At 73.7% G+C, this 16,874-nt stretch carries 14 protein-coding genes; 4 read left to right on the top strand and 10 right to left on the bottom strand.

Annotated features, from left to right (window positions below):
- Positions 1–90 precede the first annotated feature (90 nt).
- Positions 91–2,142 carry a SpoIIE family protein phosphatase gene (locus ACIQPQ_RS27400; protein WP_401308600.1) on the top strand — a complete coding sequence of 684 codons (2,052 nt, stop codon included), beginning with the start codon at positions 91–93 and terminating at the stop codon, positions 2,140–2,142.
- Between the two features lie 48 nt (positions 2,143–2,190).
- On the opposite strand, the gene ACIQPQ_RS27395 is transcribed toward ACIQPQ_RS27400, so the two are convergent.
- From ACIQPQ_RS27395 to ACIQPQ_RS27365, 7 genes are all read right to left on the bottom strand, one after another.
- Positions 2,191–3,438, bottom strand: a complete 1,248-nt coding sequence (locus ACIQPQ_RS27395; RefSeq protein ID WP_401308598.1) for an MFS transporter — start codon at positions 3,436–3,438, stop codon at positions 2,191–2,193.
- 34 nt (positions 3,439–3,472) lie between these two features.
- The gene (locus ACIQPQ_RS27390; RefSeq protein WP_401308594.1) at positions 3,473–3,964 is read right to left on the bottom strand and encodes a cupin domain-containing protein; all 492 of its coding nucleotides are present in this window, start codon (positions 3,962–3,964) and stop codon (positions 3,473–3,475) included.
- Positions 3,961–5,034, bottom strand: a complete 1,074-nt coding sequence (locus ACIQPQ_RS27385; protein WP_401308592.1) for a PLP-dependent cysteine synthase family protein — start codon at positions 5,032–5,034, stop codon at positions 3,961–3,963. Before ACIQPQ_RS27385 ends, ACIQPQ_RS27390 begins: the two co-directional genes overlap by 4 nt.
- Before the next feature lie 34 nt (positions 5,035–5,068).
- Positions 5,069–5,731 carry a serine O-acetyltransferase EpsC gene (gene epsC, locus ACIQPQ_RS27380; RefSeq protein ID WP_401308589.1) on the bottom strand — a complete coding sequence of 221 codons (663 nt, stop codon included), beginning with the start codon at positions 5,729–5,731 and terminating at the stop codon, positions 5,069–5,071.
- Entirely contained in the window at positions 5,728–6,684 is a 957-nt protein-coding gene (locus ACIQPQ_RS27375) for a DMT family transporter (RefSeq protein ID WP_401308586.1), read from the bottom strand. The genes epsC and ACIQPQ_RS27375 overlap by 4 nt, the downstream gene beginning before the upstream one ends.
- 73 nt (positions 6,685–6,757) lie before the next feature.
- Complete coding sequence (locus tag ACIQPQ_RS27370) at positions 6,758–6,982, bottom strand: tautomerase family protein (protein ID WP_401308584.1); 225 nt, start codon at positions 6,980–6,982, stop codon at positions 6,758–6,760.
- A gap of 44 nt (positions 6,983–7,026) precedes the next feature.
- Complete coding sequence (locus ACIQPQ_RS27365; protein ID WP_401308581.1) at positions 7,027–10,968, bottom strand: amino acid adenylation domain-containing protein; 3,942 nt, start codon at positions 10,966–10,968, stop codon at positions 7,027–7,029.
- 240 nt (positions 10,969–11,208) lie between these two features.
- On the opposite strand from ACIQPQ_RS27365, the gene ACIQPQ_RS27360 reads away from it, so the two are divergent.
- A complete protein-coding gene (locus ACIQPQ_RS27360; RefSeq protein ID WP_401308579.1) occupies positions 11,209–12,240 on the top strand; it encodes a LuxR C-terminal-related transcriptional regulator in 1,032 nt (343 codons plus the stop codon).
- Between the two features lie 34 nt (positions 12,241–12,274).
- Here ACIQPQ_RS27360 and ACIQPQ_RS27355 read toward each other — a convergent pair whose 3' ends face one another.
- Positions 12,275–13,330 (bottom strand): ABC transporter substrate-binding protein, encoded by a 1,056-nt coding sequence (locus ACIQPQ_RS27355; RefSeq protein ID WP_401308650.1) that lies wholly within the window; start codon positions 13,328–13,330, stop codon positions 12,275–12,277.
- A 781-nt stretch (positions 13,331–14,111) separates the two neighbouring features.
- Positions 14,112–14,609, bottom strand: a complete 498-nt coding sequence (locus ACIQPQ_RS27350; RefSeq protein WP_401308577.1) for a DUF2975 domain-containing protein — start codon at positions 14,607–14,609, stop codon at positions 14,112–14,114.
- Between the two features lie 77 nt (positions 14,610–14,686).
- Between ACIQPQ_RS27350 and ACIQPQ_RS27345 the strand changes: the two genes are divergently transcribed.
- Together ACIQPQ_RS27345 and ACIQPQ_RS27340 are read left to right on the top strand one after the other, a co-directional pair.
- Complete coding sequence (locus ACIQPQ_RS27345) at positions 14,687–15,166, top strand: OsmC family protein (RefSeq protein ID WP_401308574.1); 480 nt, start codon at positions 14,687–14,689, stop codon at positions 15,164–15,166.
- Between the two features lie 165 nt (positions 15,167–15,331).
- Entirely contained in the window at positions 15,332–15,823 is a 492-nt protein-coding gene (locus ACIQPQ_RS27340) for a beta-class carbonic anhydrase (RefSeq protein ID WP_383781966.1), read from the top strand.
- Between the two features lie 12 nt (positions 15,824–15,835).
- Here ACIQPQ_RS27340 and ACIQPQ_RS27335 read toward each other — a convergent pair whose 3' ends face one another.
- Entirely contained in the window at positions 15,836–16,831 is a 996-nt protein-coding gene (locus ACIQPQ_RS27335; RefSeq protein WP_401308572.1) for a helix-turn-helix domain-containing protein, read from the bottom strand.
- Positions 16,832–16,874: the final 43 nt, after the last annotated feature.

The following is a 16,874-nucleotide window of genomic DNA, read 5'->3' as shown; positions in this document are numbered from 1 at the left end:
GCTTGCACCGACGTCGGTCGGCGGTGGAACCTGCTCTCCCGTACAGCACTGTTGTTCATATGAAATGTTGCCCGGCGGTTAGGTCGTACGTTGGATGCTCCTCACTCGGCGGGCCCGTCACCGGACCAGCCCCCGCGGACGATCGGCTACGCGGGCGTGCTCCGTGAGCTGCTCCCGATCGCGCTGTGGCGCGAGGACGCCGACGGACGCATCGTGGAGTGGTCCCTCGCCGCCCAGGACCTGCTCGGTCACCGCTCCGAGGACGTGCTCGACCGGCCCGCCGCGGCGGTGCTGGTCCCCGAGGGCAACCGCCCGCTGGCCGACCAGCTCACCCGGCGCGTGCACGGCGGCGAGACCATGGTGGGCACCCTGTCGGTGCGTCACCGGGACGGCCACCAGGTCACGATGGAGACCTGGATCGTCCCCGCCCGCGACGAACGGGGCCGCCCCGGCGCCCTGCTGATCGCCGTGGAGACCTCCCAGGTGCTGCGCATGCGGGACTCGCTGGCCGCCCTGGAGAGCCTCTTCCGCCAGTCCCCGATCGGCCTCGCCACCCTCGGCACCGACCTGCGGTTCCTGCGCGCCAACGACGCCCTCGCCCGGATGAACGGCGTCTCCGCCGAGGAACACGTCGGCCGGCGGCTGACGGAGGTGGTGCCCGGGGTGAACGCCGCCGCGCTGGAGGCGACGATGCGGCAGGTCCTGGAGGAGGGCGTCGCCGTCGTCGACGTCCGCCGCACCGGGCGGACCGCCTCCGACCCCGACCAGGACCGCACCTGGTCCTGCTCCTACGCCCCGCTGGTCGACGGCGCCGGGCGCACCCTGGGCCTGATCGCCTCCCTCATCGACATCACGGAGAGCCAGCGCGCCGAGGCCGACGCCGAGCGGGCCCGCCGCCGCTTCGCCCTGCTCGCCGAGGCGGGCACCCGCATCGGCACCACCCTCGACCTGCGGCAGACCTCCGAGGAGATCGTGCACATGCTGGTGCCCCAGCTCGCCGACTCCGCCGACGTGCAGCTCCTGGAGACCCTCCTCGACCCGGACGACTCCACCCCCGCCGCGCGCGGCGTCGTCCGCCGCACCGCCTCCCTCTTCCCCGACCCGGCCGCCCCGGTCGACAAGCTGCGCCCCGGCATGACCCACCGCATCCCGCGCGGCTCCCTCTACGAACGGGTCGTCACCGGCGGCCAGCCCACGAACCTGTACCGCTCCGACGTGCCGGCCCTCGTCACCGACCCCGACGACGACGATCTGCGCGCCTACCTCATGAGCCTCGGCGCGGCCCGGCTGATCCCGCTGGTGGCGCGCGGCAAGGTCCTCGGCGGCGTGGTGGTCACCCGGCTCGCCAGCCGGGAGCGGTTCGACGACCAGGACTGCGTCCTCATCGACGAACTGGTGGCGCGCGCCGCCCTGAACATCGACAACGCCCTGATGTACACCCGGCAGCGCACCGCCGCCCTCACCCTGCGGCGCAGCCTCACCAACAGCGTGCTGCCCGCCGTCCCCGGCCTCGATCTCACCGGCCGCTACCGCCCGGCCAGCGAGCACGACGTCGGCGGCGACTGGTACGACGTGATCGCCCTGCCCGAGGGCCGCACCGGACTCGTCATCGGCGACGTCATGGGGCACGGCATCCACGCCGCCGCCGTCATGGGCCAACTCCGCACCGCCGTACGGACCCTGGCCCGCCACGACATCCACCCCGCCCACATGCTGCGCTCCCTGGACGCCGTCGTCGCCGACATGGGCGAGGACGAGATGGCGACCTGCGTGTACGCCGTCCACGACCCCGCCACCGGCGCGTGTGTCATCGCCCGCGCCGGACACCCGCCGCCCGCCGTCGTCACCCCGGAGGGGCAGGTCACCTTCCTGGACGGCCCGCCGGGCACCCCGCTCGGCACCGGCGGCTACGAGTTCCGCACCGAGGAGGTGCCGCTGCCGCCGGGCAGTGTGCTCGTCCTCTACACCGACGGCCTCATCGAGAGCCGCGACCGCGACCTCGACCAAGGGCTCGCCAAACTCGCCCGCGCCCTCGGCCGCCCGGCCCGACCGCTGGGGGACCTCTGCGACGCCGTGCTGCGGCGGATGCTGCCCCACCCCGCGCAGGACGACGTCGCCGTGCTCATGGCCCGCCCGCACTGACCCCGCACCCCCCGGTACGGCCTGGCCGAGCGGTTCCGTGACCGGTCGTCAGGCGCGTTCCGCGGCGGCCGGGGGAGCGGGGACGCCCACCAGGAGGGCGGCGGCGAGCAGTACCGCGGTGCCCGTGAACAGCACGGGCGGCCCGCCGACGGCGAACACCGGCCCGCCCGCGAGCGCCCCCAGCCCGGTGCCCGCGTCGAACGCCACGTTCCACGCGACACTCGCCCGCCCGAGCCCGCCCCCGGTCCCGCCCGCGCGGTCCTCCGCCGTCTCCGCCGCTTCCGCCAGTTCCATGACCAGCACCAGCGTCGCGCTCTGCACCGCGCCGAACCCGGCCCCGAACAGCAGCGCGCCCGCCAGCAGCGGCAGCGGCCGGTCCGGCAGCGCGCCCCCGGCCGTGCCGAGCGCCGCCAGCAGCACGGCCGGGCCCAGTACCCGCCGCGCGCCGTGCCGGTCGATCAGCCCGCCCGCCACCAGCCGGGCCGCCACACAGGACACCTGCGCCGCCAGCAGCGCGGCGGGCGCGGCCGCACCGCCGAGCGGCAGGAACGTGAAGACGACGCCGTACGCCGTGGTGGAGACGACCTCGACCAGCAGCGGACCGGAGAGGGGGCGCAGCGCCCGCAGGCGCGCACCGAGCCGCGGCCCGCGCCGTGCGGCGGGCTTCGGCGCGGCGGCGGGCGCGGGCGGTGCCCCGGACGGGAAGCCGAGCGCGCCGACGAGGACCAGTCCGGCGGTGCCCGTGGCGAGCGCGAAGGCGGGGCCGTAGGCGTCCTGCCGGGCCAGGGCCACGCCCAGGGGGGCGCCGATCACCCCGGCGGCGCCGACCGCCGCCCCGTACCAGCCCATCGCGCGGCCCCGGCGCTCCGGCGGGAACAGCTCCGCCGTGAAGGTCACGCCCGCCACGACGAACACCCCGAAGCCCAGCCCCCGCACCGCGGACAGGGCGACCAGGCCCGGCAGCGAGGACACGCCCGCGAGGGGCAGCGAGGGCAGCGCCATCAGCGCGCCGCTCAGCGCCAGCGACCGGCGGCGTCCGAGGCGGGCGAACAGCCACGGCGTGAACGGCTGGACGACCAGCGTGGTGGCGATCAGGGTGCCGGTGAGCGCCCCGGCGCCGGACGCGCCCGAACCGGACCGCAGCGCGTACGCGGGCAGCGCCGACAGCAGCAGGTTGAAGTGGGCGAAGCCGCCGAACGCCGCCACCAGGGCGCCGACGACCGCCGCCCGCCGCCGCCCCGGAGGCGGCGACGGGCGGGCGCCGGCCGCGGACGGCGGCTTCGCGGGCAGGGTCACCGGGACCCCGCCGCACGCGGTGCCGGGGCGCGGGTCAGTGCCGCCCCCATCCCGGTACCGTCCCGTCGACGGTCAGCTCGTACTGGTCGTAGCGCGACATCAGGTCCAGCAGCTCGTCCTCGCTGGGCCGGTTGCCGTGGGCGTACAGCTCGGCCAGGCCCCGGAAGTAGTCCTCCCGGTCCTTGGCCGGGGTGAAGATGATCAGCATGGTCGCCTGGTCCTGGTACGGGTTGTGGAAGCCGTGCGACATGTTCTCGGGCACGTTGACGAACGTACCGGGCTTGGCGGGGAAGGAGCGGCCGTCGAGGTGCAGTTCCACCGTGCCGTGCAGCACGTAGAACGCCTCCAGCTGCTCCTTGTGTATGTGCGGGGACGCTCCGGGCGCGCCGGGGTCCATGCGGTGTTCGAAGAGGCCGAGGCGGTTGTCGGTCTCGCCGCCGACCGCCTTGAACGTGGTGTTGGTCGTGGTGCCGATCTGCACGGACTCGCCCTCGCCGGGCAGGACGATGCGGGGCAGCTGGGTCATCGGACGGTCTCCTCAGCGGTGGAAGGGGTGGGTGCGGCGGGGTCGTCGCCGTCCCCGGAGGCGGCGGGACCGGCATCGTCGGCGGTCTCCAGCCAGGACAGGTAGCGCTCTCCCGTGTCGGGGAAGAGGGTCACGACGGTCTGGCCGGCGTGCTCGGGCCGGGCCGCGACCAGCCGGGCGGCGTGGGCGGCGGCACCGGAGGAGACGCCGACGAGCAGGCCCGCCGTACGGGCGAGGCGCCGCGCCGTGTCGAAGGCGTCGTCGTCGGAGACGGTGATCACCTCGTCGATCAGCGCGGTGTCGGTGGTGTCGGCGACGAAGCCGCCGTTGAGGCCGGGAATGCGGTGCAGGCCGCCCCAGCCCTCGCTGAGCACCGGGGAGCGCTCCGGCTCCACCGCGACCACCCGCAGCCCGGCGTGACGTTCCTTCAGGTAGCGGGCGGTGCCGCTGAGGGTGCCGCCGGTGCCGACGCCCACCACGAGCACGTCCAGCCGCCCGCCGGTGTCCGCCCAGATCTCCGGGCCGGTCGTGGCGTAGTGCGCGGCGACGTTGTCGGTGTTCTCGTGCTGGCGGGCGAACCAGGAGCCGGGGCGGGCCCGGTGGAGTTCCTCGGCCTTCTCGATGGCGGCGGTGTACCCCTCCTCGGCCGGGGTGAGCACCACCTCCGCGCCGAACGCCTTGAGGAGCTGGACGCGTTCGCGGGTGGCGCTGTCCGGCAGCACGATGACGCAGGCGTGGCCGCGGGCGGCGCTCAGCGCGGCGAGCGAGATCCCGGTGTTCCCGGACGAGGCCTCCACGACCGTGCCGCCGTGGCGGGGCAGGTCGCCCCGCCGTTCGGCGGCCTCGATCATGTACAGGCCGGTGCGGTCCTTCACGCTGGACAGCGGGTTGGCGCTCTCCAGCTTGGCGTAGAGGGTGGTCGTCGGGGTGCCGGAGTCGATGCGGACCAGCGGGGTGCCGCCGACCAGTTCCTCCAGCGACCGCGCCGGGGCGCGGCCCGCCGGCGCGGGCGGGGTCGGCGGGGCGGGGGACGGTCCGGCCTGCGCCGGGACGGTGGTGCGGGTGGTCATGGGTGCTCCTCCGTGGGCGGCGGGGCGCCGCCGGTCACCAGATGGGGAAGGCCGCCAGGGTCGCGGGCGGGCGGGGCGCGCCCGCCGCGCCCGCGACCGGCGGCCCGGACCCGGCGCCGAGCCGCCGGGTCCGGGGTCCAGTGGGCCGGTGCCGGGTCGCGACCGGCGCGAACACCCGGCTCCCGGCGGGCAGATCACGGACCACGAGGGCCTGCGCGCCGACCACGCTGTCGTGGGCGACGGTCACCGGCCCGAGGACGGTGGCGCCCGCGCCCACCACCACGCGGTCCCCGAGCACCGGGTGGCGGCGCTCCCCGGCGGGCCGGGCCCGGTCGTTCCACCAGCCGGTGGAGCCGAGGGTGACCTGGTGGAAGAGGGTCACGTCGTCGCCGATCACCGCGGTCTCCCCGATCACGACGCCCGCGCCGTGGTCGATGAAGAAGCCGCGGCCGATCCGCGCGCCGGGGTGGATCTCCACCCCGCCGGACGCCACCCGCGCCACGTTGGACAGCAGGCGGGCGCTGCGCCGCAGGCCGCGCCGGTGCAGCCCGTGCGCGACGCGGTGCCCCCACACGGCGGGCAGCGCCGGGTGCAGCAGGGCCTCGCCCCGGCTGAGCACCGACGGGTCCCGGCCGCGGATCGTGTCGAGGTCCGCCACCGCCGCCCGCCACCAGCGCGGCGCGGCCGGGCGTCTCACCGGCGCTCCTCGGCCGGGGACGCCTTCGCCGCGGTGGGCACCGGGGTGTCGGCGGGCGGGGTGTCCTCGGGGGTGCGCCGCAGCTGGCGCAGCCGGTTCTCCGCGTACCCCATGCCGAGCAGCACGATGACGCCGCCGACGAGGAGGTTCCAGGACACCGACTCGCCGAGCGCGATCGCGCCGATGAGGACGGCGGCGACGGGGACGACGTAGTTGACGGCCGAGGCGTTGGTGGCGCCGACGTCGTTGATGAGGCGGAAGTACAGGACGTAGGCGAGGCCGGTGCTGAACAGGCCGAGGAACAGGATGCTCAGGGTGACCTTGGTGGTGAAGTGCGGGGTGTGCCAGGCCATGAAGGGCAGCACCGCCGCCATCAGCACGGCCGCGGCGAGGAGTTGGGAGGCCGCGGCGGCCAGCGGGGCGAGCTTGCGCGGGGTGAGGAACTTGCGGACGTAGACGTAGCCGACGGCGTAGCTGAGGGCGGCGCCGAAGCAGGCGGCGCGGCCGGAGAGGGAGCCGGTGGCGTCGGTCCAGGGGCCGATCACGACGACCACGCCGACGAAGCCGAGGAGCAGGCCGACGGCCTTGCGGGTGGTGGCCCGTTCGGCGGGCAGGACGGCGGTGGCGACGCCCAGGGTGAGCAGCGGGGTGGCCCCCACCAGGACGCCCGCGAGTCCGGCGCCGGTGGTGCGTTCGCCGTAGGACAGCAGCAGGAACGGCAGGACGTTGCCGAAGAGGGCGGCGGCGGCGATGTGCCCCCACAGGCCGCGGCCCTTGGGGAGGGGGACGTGGCGCAGCGCGGCGAGGGCGAGCAGCACGGCGGTGCCCAGCAGCAGCCGCGCCATGACCAGTTGGCCCGGGGTGAGCCCGTGCAGCGACGCCTTGATGAAGGTGAAGCTGCTTCCCCACAAGGTGGCTTGGAGCAGGAAGCGTGCGATGGTCGCGTTCTTCACAGGGGGTTGTCCTTCGGATGAGGTGGTGGTGCGGGTGGTTCGGGCCCTGCCGGGGCTCGGGAGGCGGTCCGGCTCAGTACGACGGCCGCTTCACCAGCAGATCGGCGCGGCCGACGATCTCCGGTGCGTAGACGCGCTGTTGCCAGTCGGCGGGGTCGACCGGCTCCAGCGCGATGGAGACGACCCCCTCCTCGACGCCGAAGGCGGCGGTGACCGCCCCCGTCACGGCCGCCACGAGGGCCGCCCGCCGTTCGGCGTCGAGATGCGCGGGGAAGTGCTGGACGGTGACGTGGGGCATGACGGCGGCTCCTGGGGGGACGGGGTGGGGCGGAGGGGGGCGCTTCAGTGGTCGTCGAGGCGGCGTATCGCGGCCGACAGTTCGTGCACGCCGGGGGCGCGCAGCAGGCCGTAGTGGTCGGCCGTCAACGCGACGGTCACGGGGGGACGCTCCGACCAGCCGGTGGCGCCGTCGAGGAAGGAGTAGTCGTCCCCGGCGGCCTTGAACACCCGTACGGGCGCGGCGATCCGGCGTTCCAGCAGCTCGCTGAACGTGTACTCGAAGGTGTAGGTGAGGCGGACGATGTCGACGACCCGGCGCACCAGGTCGTGGCCCAGCTCGGGACGGCGGGCCGCGACGAACGCGGCGAACTCCCCCGGGGTGCCGGCCGCGGCCAGGCACTCCGCCAGTTCCGGGCCGTCGATCCGTCCGGCGAACACCGAGTAGAGGATGGTCAGGAACGTGGGGTCGCCCCACTCGGCCGGGCGGGTGCCGTCGGGGGTCGCCCGCCGGGCGGCGGCGGTCCGCACCCGCGGCGAGCCGGGCGCGATCAGGTTGACGTGGTCCACCGTGTGTCCGGCCCGCTCCAGCTGGTGGGCGGTCTCGAAGGCGACCCGCGCCCCGAAGGAGTAGCCCCACAGGGTGTACGGCCCCTCCGGCTGGGTCCGCAGGATCAGCTCCGCGTCGGCGGCGGCCATCTCCCGGATCGTCGGGTACGGCGTCTCGTCCGCGTTGATGCCGTGCGCCTGCACCCCGAACACCGGCCGGGTGCCGTCGAGTTCGGCGGCGAGGGGGCGCAGGTTCATCGGGTAGCCGCCGAGGCCGGGCCACACGAACACCGGCCGCCCGCCGCTCCCGGCCGCGGTCGTGCGCAGCGGCACCAGCCGCGACGGACGCCCGCCGTCCGCCGCCGACCCGTCCCGCGCGTCCTCGACCGCGCGGGCCAGCCGCTCCACCGTCGGCGCCTCGAACACCACCTGGAGGGGCAGCGTCGTGCCGAACTCCTTGTTGATCCGGTGCACGAGGGCCACCGCCACCAGCGAGTTGCCGCCCGTCTCGAAGAAGTCGTCCAGCACGGACGCCTCGTCGCGGTGCAGCAGCTTGCGCCAGTGCGCGGCGACCCGCTCCTCCGTGCCGGTGCGCGGCGCGGTGAACGGCCGGTCGGCGGGGCGCCCCGCGGTGGTGTCGAGCCGTTCCAGGGCGCGGGTGTCGATCTTCCCGTTCGGTGTCAGCGGCAGCGCGTCGAGGACGGTGACCCGGTTGGGCACCATGTAGTCCGGCAGGAACGCCGCCAGATCGTCCTTGATCATCTCGGCGGGGCCGCGCATGTGGACGACGTCCTCCTTCATGCCCTCCCCGCGCCGCTGCTCGTCGCTGACCCGGCCGCCGACGAAGAAGTACGACGGCCCGGTGGCGAGCCCCGCGGCCGTGAGGACGCCCTCGATGCGGCGCGCGGACGGCAGCGGGTTGCCCGACTTGGAGCTGTAGCCCGACGACATGAAGCCGAACCCGAGGTCGTTGAGCTGGAGCCGCTGCAACTCCCGCCCCAGCGCCACGTACCGCAGCCAGTGCGGACCCGACGGGCTGATCACGCTGATCCCGACCGAGGCCCGGTCGTAGACCTCCTGGTTGATGGCGATCACATGCTTCTTCAGCACCTGCTCGTCCGAGATCCGCCGCAACGCGCCGTCCCGGTAGGCGTACTGGCCCGCCGGCAGCCCCTCGACGCGGCCCGGGTGCGCCTGGACGTACAGGTCCAGCGGCAGCGGGGCGTCCGGCTCTCCGGGGGTGAGCGGGACGACTCGGAAGCTCCCCAGATAGGTGTCGTCGGCGGGCAGGTCCAGCCGGTCGAGCACCGCCGGGTCGAAGCCGTCCGGGACCACCCGCAGCCCGTACCGGGGAAGCACCTCGTCGAAGAGGCCGAGCAGGTGCCCGGTCTCGATCTCCAGGACCTCCTGGATGTTGTTGCGGTACACCGGCTCGATCGCCCGGCGGCGCCCGGTGAAGTGCAGCCGCAGCTCCGGCACCCCGGTCGGCGCCCGCTCGCCCACCCGGACCAGACTGTGGTCCACCGGGTGGTAGTAGGAGAAGCCCGACGGCAGCCCGGCCACCCCCTCGTGCTCGAGGTGCAGTTGGGTCGCGTACAGCGAACCGGGCGACGCGTAGCCGTACTTGGGCAGCAGCCGTTCGGCGCTGTGGTACTGCCCGAAGTAGCGCAGCACATGCCCCCACTCGGCCGCCGACAGCTCGTGCGCGGCGCGCGGCGCCGCCCCGGGCACCCGCCGCTCCAGCAGCCGCAGCAGGTCCTCCCGGCCGACGGACCCGCCCTCGAAGAACCGGTACGTCTTGCGGCCGAAGACCAGCTCCCGCTGCTCCGCGGTCGCTTCGCGGCCCGGCAGCGCGTACGCCGGGCGCCCGCGCAGCTCCTCGGGGCCGCGCAGCCCGCTGTTGGACAGCTGGGCGCGCACCTGGAGCTTGCCCACCTTCGACTGGTGGTGCGCCCCGTGGTTGCCCTGGTCCATCAACGCGGCTTCGGCCGGGTCGAGTTCGATGAACGACAGCAGGTTCTGGAAGCCGGTGCGGGTGTCGTCGGCCACGATGACGGCGGCCTTGCGGACCCAGCCGTGCGTCTCGATCCGCAGCCGTATCTCGTCGAGTTCGACCCGGTAGCCGCGCAGCTTCACCTGGCTGTCGGCGCGCCCGACGTACTGCACGGTGCCGTCCGGGTTCCAGTAGGCGAGGTCACCGGTGCGGTAGAGCCAGCCGCCCCGCCCGCGCGCCGCGTACGGGCTGTGGAAGAAGCGCTCGGCGGTCAGGTCGGGGCGCAGCAGGTAGCCGCGGGTGAGCTGCCGCCCGCCCACGTACAGTTCGCCGATCTCCCCCGCGGAGACCGGGATGCGGCGCTCGTCGAGGATCAGGTACTCGGTGTGCGCCGCCGGGGTGCCGATGGGCACCGCCCGCGGACCCTTCCGCAGCGTGGCCGGATCGACCGTGAACGACGAGGAGTTGATGGTGCACTCGGTCGGCCCGTAGAGGTTGACGAGGGCGGCCCGCGGCAGGGTCTCGACGCAGCGCAGCGCGAGATCGCGGGAGAGGACCTCGCCGCCGCTGAACACCTGCTCCAGCGTGCTGAACCGTTCCGTCTCCTCGTCGTCCAGCAGCGCCTGGAGCAGCGTCGGCACGCACTGGAGCGTCGTGATCCGGTGGCGGGCGATGTGCGCGGCGATCCGGTCCGGGTCCCGGTGCAGGCCCGGTTCCCCCATCACCACGGTCGCGCCGACGGCCGGGGCGAGCAGCTCCCACTGCGCCGCGTCGAAGCTGGTCGGCGTCTTCTGCAAGACCCGCCGCCGCTCGTCGAGGCCGTGCGTGCCGTGCAGCCAGCGCAACTGGCCGGCCAGCGACCGGTGTTCGATCATCACCCCCTTGGGGCGGCCGGTGCTGCCCGAGGTGTAGATGACGTAGGCCAGATGGTGCGGTCTCGGCCCCGGAACGGCCGCCGACGGATCGGGCGGGGCGCCGTCGTCCTGCCCCGTGACGTGATGGGCGCGGCCGTACGCCCGCGCGTCGGACCAGGTGACCACCCGCGTGCCCGGCGGAGCCAGCTCCCGCAGTCTGCCCCGGAGTTCGGGCTGGGTGAACACGACACCGGCCCGCGCGTCCTCGATCATGAAGCGGAGGCGCTCGTCGGGGTAGTCCGGCGACAGCGGCAGATAGGCCCCGCCCGACCGCAGGATGCCCCACGTGCCCAGGGCCAGGTCGTAGGAGGGCGCCGCGAACACACCGACCCGGTCGTCGGGGACGGTGCCGAGATGGCGCAGGTACGCGGCGAGCAGCGCGCTGTCGTCCGCGAGGCGGCGGTAGGTGAACGAGCGGTCCCGGTGCACTACGGCGACGTCCTCGGCGCGGGCGCGCACCTGCTCCGCCAGCAGCTCGGGAATCGTCTCGCCGGTCCGGACGGAGGAGTCGGTGGTGGCGGTGCGGACGGCTTCGAGTTCCGTGGTCGGCATGAACCTGACTTTCGGGGCGAGGGACGGACGGCGTCGCACACGTGCCGGCCGGCCGGACCGCCACGGGATTCACCCGCCGTGTAGGGAATCGAGGGAGGATTCGGTCAGATATTCCTCGGGTGAGAAACAACGGACACGACGTGACCTGGTGGCTCATAAATCCTGCATGCAGGGGCCACTTGTTTTCAACTACTCCCGGCAGTCATCATGCTGCAGGCAGCAAACTGCAAGGAGGTCGAAATGGACATACAGCATTCGAACGGTGTTCCGCCGATGGAGACCGCGCTCGATCCGGTACAGGTCCGCGTCTACAAGTGGGCCATTTCCCATCCGTTTGTTTCGGTTTCGCGAACGGCCGATGTGCTGGGTCTGACGGAATCGGAGGCCCGCCGGGCGATCCTGCGCCTGGAAGAGGCGCGTCTGATGGAGGAGTACGACCCCGAACATCCCGGCGACGGCGTGCACACCGAATGCCGGTGGCGCATTCTCGACCCTCATGTCGCCGGGGCGCGGGTGGCGTCGATGGAGGCGCAGATGCGCCAGGCGGTGCTCCGCCTGAAGGAGACCCGGCAGCGATTAGACGAGCTGTCCGCGTTCGTCGCCGCGCCCGTCGCCGCGGCGTCCTCCCGGCTGCCCGTGGAGGTGCTTCCGCACGCCGCCTCGGTGACCGCCGTGATGGAGGAGGCGCTGCTGACGTGCGCGCGCGAGATGGTGAGCTGCCGCCCCGGCGGCGCGCGGCCCGAGGGCGGTGTCGCACCCGACCCCGACCTCGAACTCGCCCTGCTGGAACGGGGGGTGCGGGTCCGCGTGCTGTGCGGTCACCCGGCGCGCCACCACCCGCCCACGCGCGCCCGACTCGACCTGCTGGCCGCGGCCGGGGCCGAGATCCGCACCTCCGCAGAGCCGTTCGGCGCGCTCACCGGGTTCGACCGACGGCTCGGCTTCCTCCCGCACCACGCGCTGCCCGAGGGCGCCGTCCGCATCCGTGACGCGTCGACGCTGGCGTTCCTGTACCGGGTCTTCGACCAGGCGTGGGAGCTGGCCGAACCGTTCGGCGGGCCGCTCGACGAGCCCGCGCAGAGCGAGCTGCACCACGTCATCGTCCGGCTGCTCAGCGAGGGCGCCCGGGACGAGACCATCGCCCGGCGGCTCGGTGTCTCGCTGCGCACCTGCCGACGGCACATCGCGGACATCTTCCGGGACATGGGCGCCAAGAGCCGCTTCCAGGCGGGATACCTCGTCGGACGACGCGGAGGCCCGACGGCGCCGTGAGGGCGCCGCCGGGCCTCCGGCGGGAACGCGGGGATCAGGCGTTGTCGAGGGGCAGACCGGGCGGGTTCACCTCGGACTTCTGGACCGCCTCGTTGGACAGGTTCCATGCCTTCAGCCACTTGGCGTAGACGCCGTTCTCCACCAGGTGGTTGATCGCCTCCGCGACCGGCTCGGCGAGACCGCTGCCCTTCTTGGTGGTCGCCGCGATCAGCCCCTGGAGGGTTTCCCCGGCGCCCGAGAAACTGCCCGCGTTACGCGTCGGATGCGGCGTGCTCGCGGACTGCGTGACGTGATAGGCGATCGACGGATTGGGTCCGAAGAAGCCGTCGATTTTCCCGCTGTTCAACGCCAGATAGGCGCTGTTGTTCTCCGGGTAGTACTTCACCGTCAGCTTCTCGCCATCGGCTTCCAGCTTCTTCTTCCATTCCAGGAGAATCTTCTCCTGGTTGGTGCCGGAACCGACCGCGATGGTCTTTCCGGCGAGGACCTTGTAGTCGCCGTCGAACGTCCACTTGCTGTTCGCCAACGCCTCGAAGGCCAGGTTGTCCTGACGGTAGGAAGCGAAGTCGTACTTCTTCTTCCGCTCCTCGGTCACGGTGATGTTCGAGAATCCGACGTTCGTCTTTCCGCTGTCGATGCCGACGAACAGGTTCTCCCAGGTGGCATTCCGCACCTCGGGCTCCAGTCCGAGCACCGCGGCGATGAGCCGGCCGAAGTCGGGCTCCACCCCGGTGAGGGTCTTCTGGTCGTCCCCGATGAAGTTCAGCGGCACCGATCCGGCCGGCAGCGCGCCGATCCCGATGACCAGCTTGCCGCTGTCCCGGACGGCGGCGGGCACCTTGGCGCTGATGGCCGGGACCTCGGCCACGTCCAGGTCCGCCTGCTCGGCGGCACCGTTGGAGTTCCGGCCGATGGTCACCTTCGTCTGCGCCGACTGCGCCTTTCCGGACGCGCTGTCCGCCTTGCCGTCGTCACCGTCGCCGCACGCGGCCAGCACCGTGGCGAGCGCGGTGATCGCGGTGCCCGCGGCGGCGGCGCGGACGTACCGACGGAGGTGGCCGGGGCCGTTCGGAACCCGGTGGCTGAGCATGGGCATGGCTTTCCTTCACAGATACGGATGACGTGACCCCCCGGCGGAGAAGCCGGGTGGGCGGAACTGGGGTGAGGCCCGGAAGAGGGGGGACGCGTCAGGAAACGCAGCGAGCCTGGAGTGCGGGAGGTACGGCGGAGCGGGTCCCCGGGAGGGGCCCGGCGGTGGTGAGGAGGGCCCGGTCAGGGCTGGTGCGCGGCGCGGAACGGTCCGGTCCACGGGAAGCGGCGAACCGACGCGCCGAGCCGCCCGGACGGGGGGACGGACGAACCCGGGTGTACGGACCCGACCGGTGGGACGGGCCGGACCGGTGGGACGGGTGGACCCGGTGCGTCGCGCGGGCCCGGTGAGGCACCGTCACCGCGACCGGGTGCGGCGCCCCGCGGTCAGCGCGACGTACGCCCGACCGCGCCCGGACAGCCGTCGGCGCGGGAACCCGGACAGCGCGCCGGGGACACCGCCCCGTGCGGCGTACATCGCGGCGGCCGGGCGGCGCGGGGCGGACAGGCGCGGCGGTCGACCGGGACGTACGAGGCGCCGTTCCGGCACCGTACGGCCGTCGTCAGACCTGCCGACATCGCCACCACCTTCGCCCGGCGGGCCGACGGGCCCGCTGACTGCTTCTGCCTGCTTCGCGGCCTGCTCCGGAGCGGAGCGGCGCGGCAAAAGTGACACGGGCGCAGGACGAAGTCAACGGCGTCGGACCGCACCCGGCGCATTGTTCATGCGCGCGCAACAAGCGCCGGTGGCAAGCGCCCCTGGCGAGTGGGCCGACGCTCCGTCAGACGACCTGCGCGATCTCCGTCTCCAGGTCGGTGGCCTTGCGGAGCAGACCGCGCATGATGACCATCAGCATCGCGAAGGCCGCCCCCACGCCCGTGCTCACGGTCGCCGCGCCCAGGGCGCCGAGGACGTCCATGCCGTCGGTCGGGGAGGGTATCGTGGCGAACGTCAGATGCGCGCTGACGCCCGCCGCGAGCAGGGTGATCCCGAGCGCGGCTCCGATGATCACGTCGACCCAGCGGAAGGCGAGCGGGCTGAAGAGGGCGCCCCGGCGGACCATGGCGAGCAGCATCCACATCGCGCCGAGGGCGACCTGGACGCAGGCGACACCCACGATCGCGACCGTCACGTACGGCGCGGCGAACGGGGCGTAGGGCGGGAACCGGTCGACCTCGTCGGCGGCCGTCGTCGGGATCACCACGAGCTGACCGAACAGCCCCAGCAGGATCGCCACGATGATGCCGACCCGCAGCAGGCCTATGAACACACGATGCATCTATCGATGATCAATCGATACCTATCGAAAGTCAATAGCCTCCGTCGGATCGGGCGGCGGTCGGTAGGGTCCTCGCCATGACCGACGACACCCTGCGCACCGTCACCGTCGCACGGACCCGCACCGGACACTTCACCGCCACCAACGCGCGCGGCGGCACCCTCGCCTTCGGCAACGGGGCCGGTGCCGGAGGGGACGGCGACGGCACCGAGTTCACCCCGGTGGAACTGCTGCTGGCCGCCCTCGGCGGCTGCACGGCCGTGGACGTGGACGTGGCCACCGCCCGGCACGCCGAACCCACCGGTTTCACCGTCACCGTCTCCGGCCACAAGGTCACCGACGACCTCGGCAACCGGCTCACCGACCTCGACGTCACCTTCCGCGTCGCCTTCCCCGACGGCCCGGAGGGGGACCGCGCCCGCGCCATCCTGCCGCGCGCGGTGAAGGCGTCCCACGACCGGCTCTGCACGGTCGGCCGCACCGTCGAGACCGGCACACCCGTCACCGCCCGGATCGACCCGCCGGAGGAGGCCGCCACCCCGGACACCACCGGCTGAACCGCGCGGACGGCGCGGGCCCACCGCGCGGGACCGGAAGGGCGGACCGGGGCGCTTGTATTGCAGCAATATGTCCATGTCCGCCCGCCTCTCCTGCGGGCCGGTCCCGGACGGCTACGGTCGCGGTGACCGACGACGGCCCCGACGAACGAACCGGTGGTGCCCATGTCCGTGACCGACGAACTCCTCGCCCACAACGCCGCCTACGCCGCCGACTTCAAGGGCCCGCTGCCCCTGCCGCCCTCCCGGGGCGTCGCCGTCCTCGCCTGCATGGACGCCCGCCTCGACGTGTACGCCGCGCTCGGCCTGGCCGAGGGGGAGGCCCACGTCATCCGCAACGCGGGCGGAGTCGTCACCGACGACGAGATCCGCTCGCTCGCCATCAGCCAGCGGCTGCTCGGCACCCGCGAGGTGATCCTCGTCCACCACACCGACTGCGGGATGCTGACCTTCACCGACGAGGCGTTCCGGGACGGCATCGAGGAGGAGACCGGCATCCGGCCGACGTGGTCGGCTGAGGCGTTCACCGACGTGGAGGCGGACGTCCGGCGGTCGGTCCGCCGGATCACCGCCAGCCCCTTCGTCCCGCACACCGACGCCGTCCGCGGCTTCGTCTTCGACGTCGCCACCGGACGCCTCGCGGAGGTCACGCCCTGACGGCCCGCCCGGTCAGAGCCACTGGTGGCGGGCCGCGTGCCAGGCCAGCTGCATCCGGGTGTCCGCCCCGGCCCGCTCCATCAGCCGCTGTATCCGCCGCTGGACGGTGCGGCGGCTGAGGCCCATCTGGGTCGCGATCGCCTTGTCGGCGATGCCCGCCATCAGCAGGGAGAGCAGTTGCGCGTCGGTCGCCGAGAGGGCGTCCGGCGCCGCCTCGTCCAGGCCGTCGAGGCCGGTGCCCCCGGCGCTGAGCGGCACCGCGTCCTCCCAGTACCGCTCGAACAGGGCGACGAGGGCGCCGAGCAGGTTGCTGTCCCGCACCAGGGCCGTCGTCGGCTCGTCCGGGCTGCCGGACGGTCCGCCCGGCACCAGCGGGAAGATCGCCACGGAGCGGTCGGCGACGGCGAGGCGCAGCGGCAGGCCCGGCACCGCGCGCGCCTCCTCCCCGGCGCGGATGCCCGCCGCCACGTTGCCGACGGCGCCCTCGTCGTCGAAGAACGCCTTCTCGTACAGCACGCGGTAGCGCACCCCGCGCGCGAGCGCCTCGAACTCCTCCGTGTTGCTGCCGGACGGCATGGCCACGTACTGCGCCTTGCAGAACCAGAGGACCTCCTCGCGGGCGGTCGCCTGGATACGGCGCAGATGCTGGCGCAGGGCCTCCGCACCGGTGATCACCTCCAGGAGCTGTCCCGCGTGGTGGCGCCGCAGCGTGTCCTGGTGGGCCTGGACGAGCCGCGCCGCCTCGGCCCGCGCCAGGTCCAGCGCGTCGGCACCCGCCTTGATACGGGGCAGCAGCGCCACGTCGGGCGGGACGGCCTGGTAGACGCGCGGTACCCCGTCGGTGTGGCTGACCAGGCCCATCTCGGTGAGGGCGGCGAGGGCCGCGTCGGTCTCGGCGGCGGGCGCCCCGGTGCGCCGGGCGACCTCCGCGGACGGCGCCCGGCCGGACGCCACGAGATGCCGGTAGACCGTCTCCTGAGCGGGTGACACCCCAGCCGCTTCGAGCACGTCCGACGCCCTTCCCGCATCACTTCCACCCCGAGCAGTTGAG

It is taken from the genome of Streptomyces sp. NPDC091281, assembly GCF_044757425.1.
Lineage (GTDB): Bacteria > Actinomycetota > Actinomycetes > Streptomycetales > Streptomycetaceae > Streptomyces.
The sequence above is the reverse complement of the archived record's forward strand: the minus strand, read 5'-3'. Positions and strand labels throughout refer to the sequence as shown.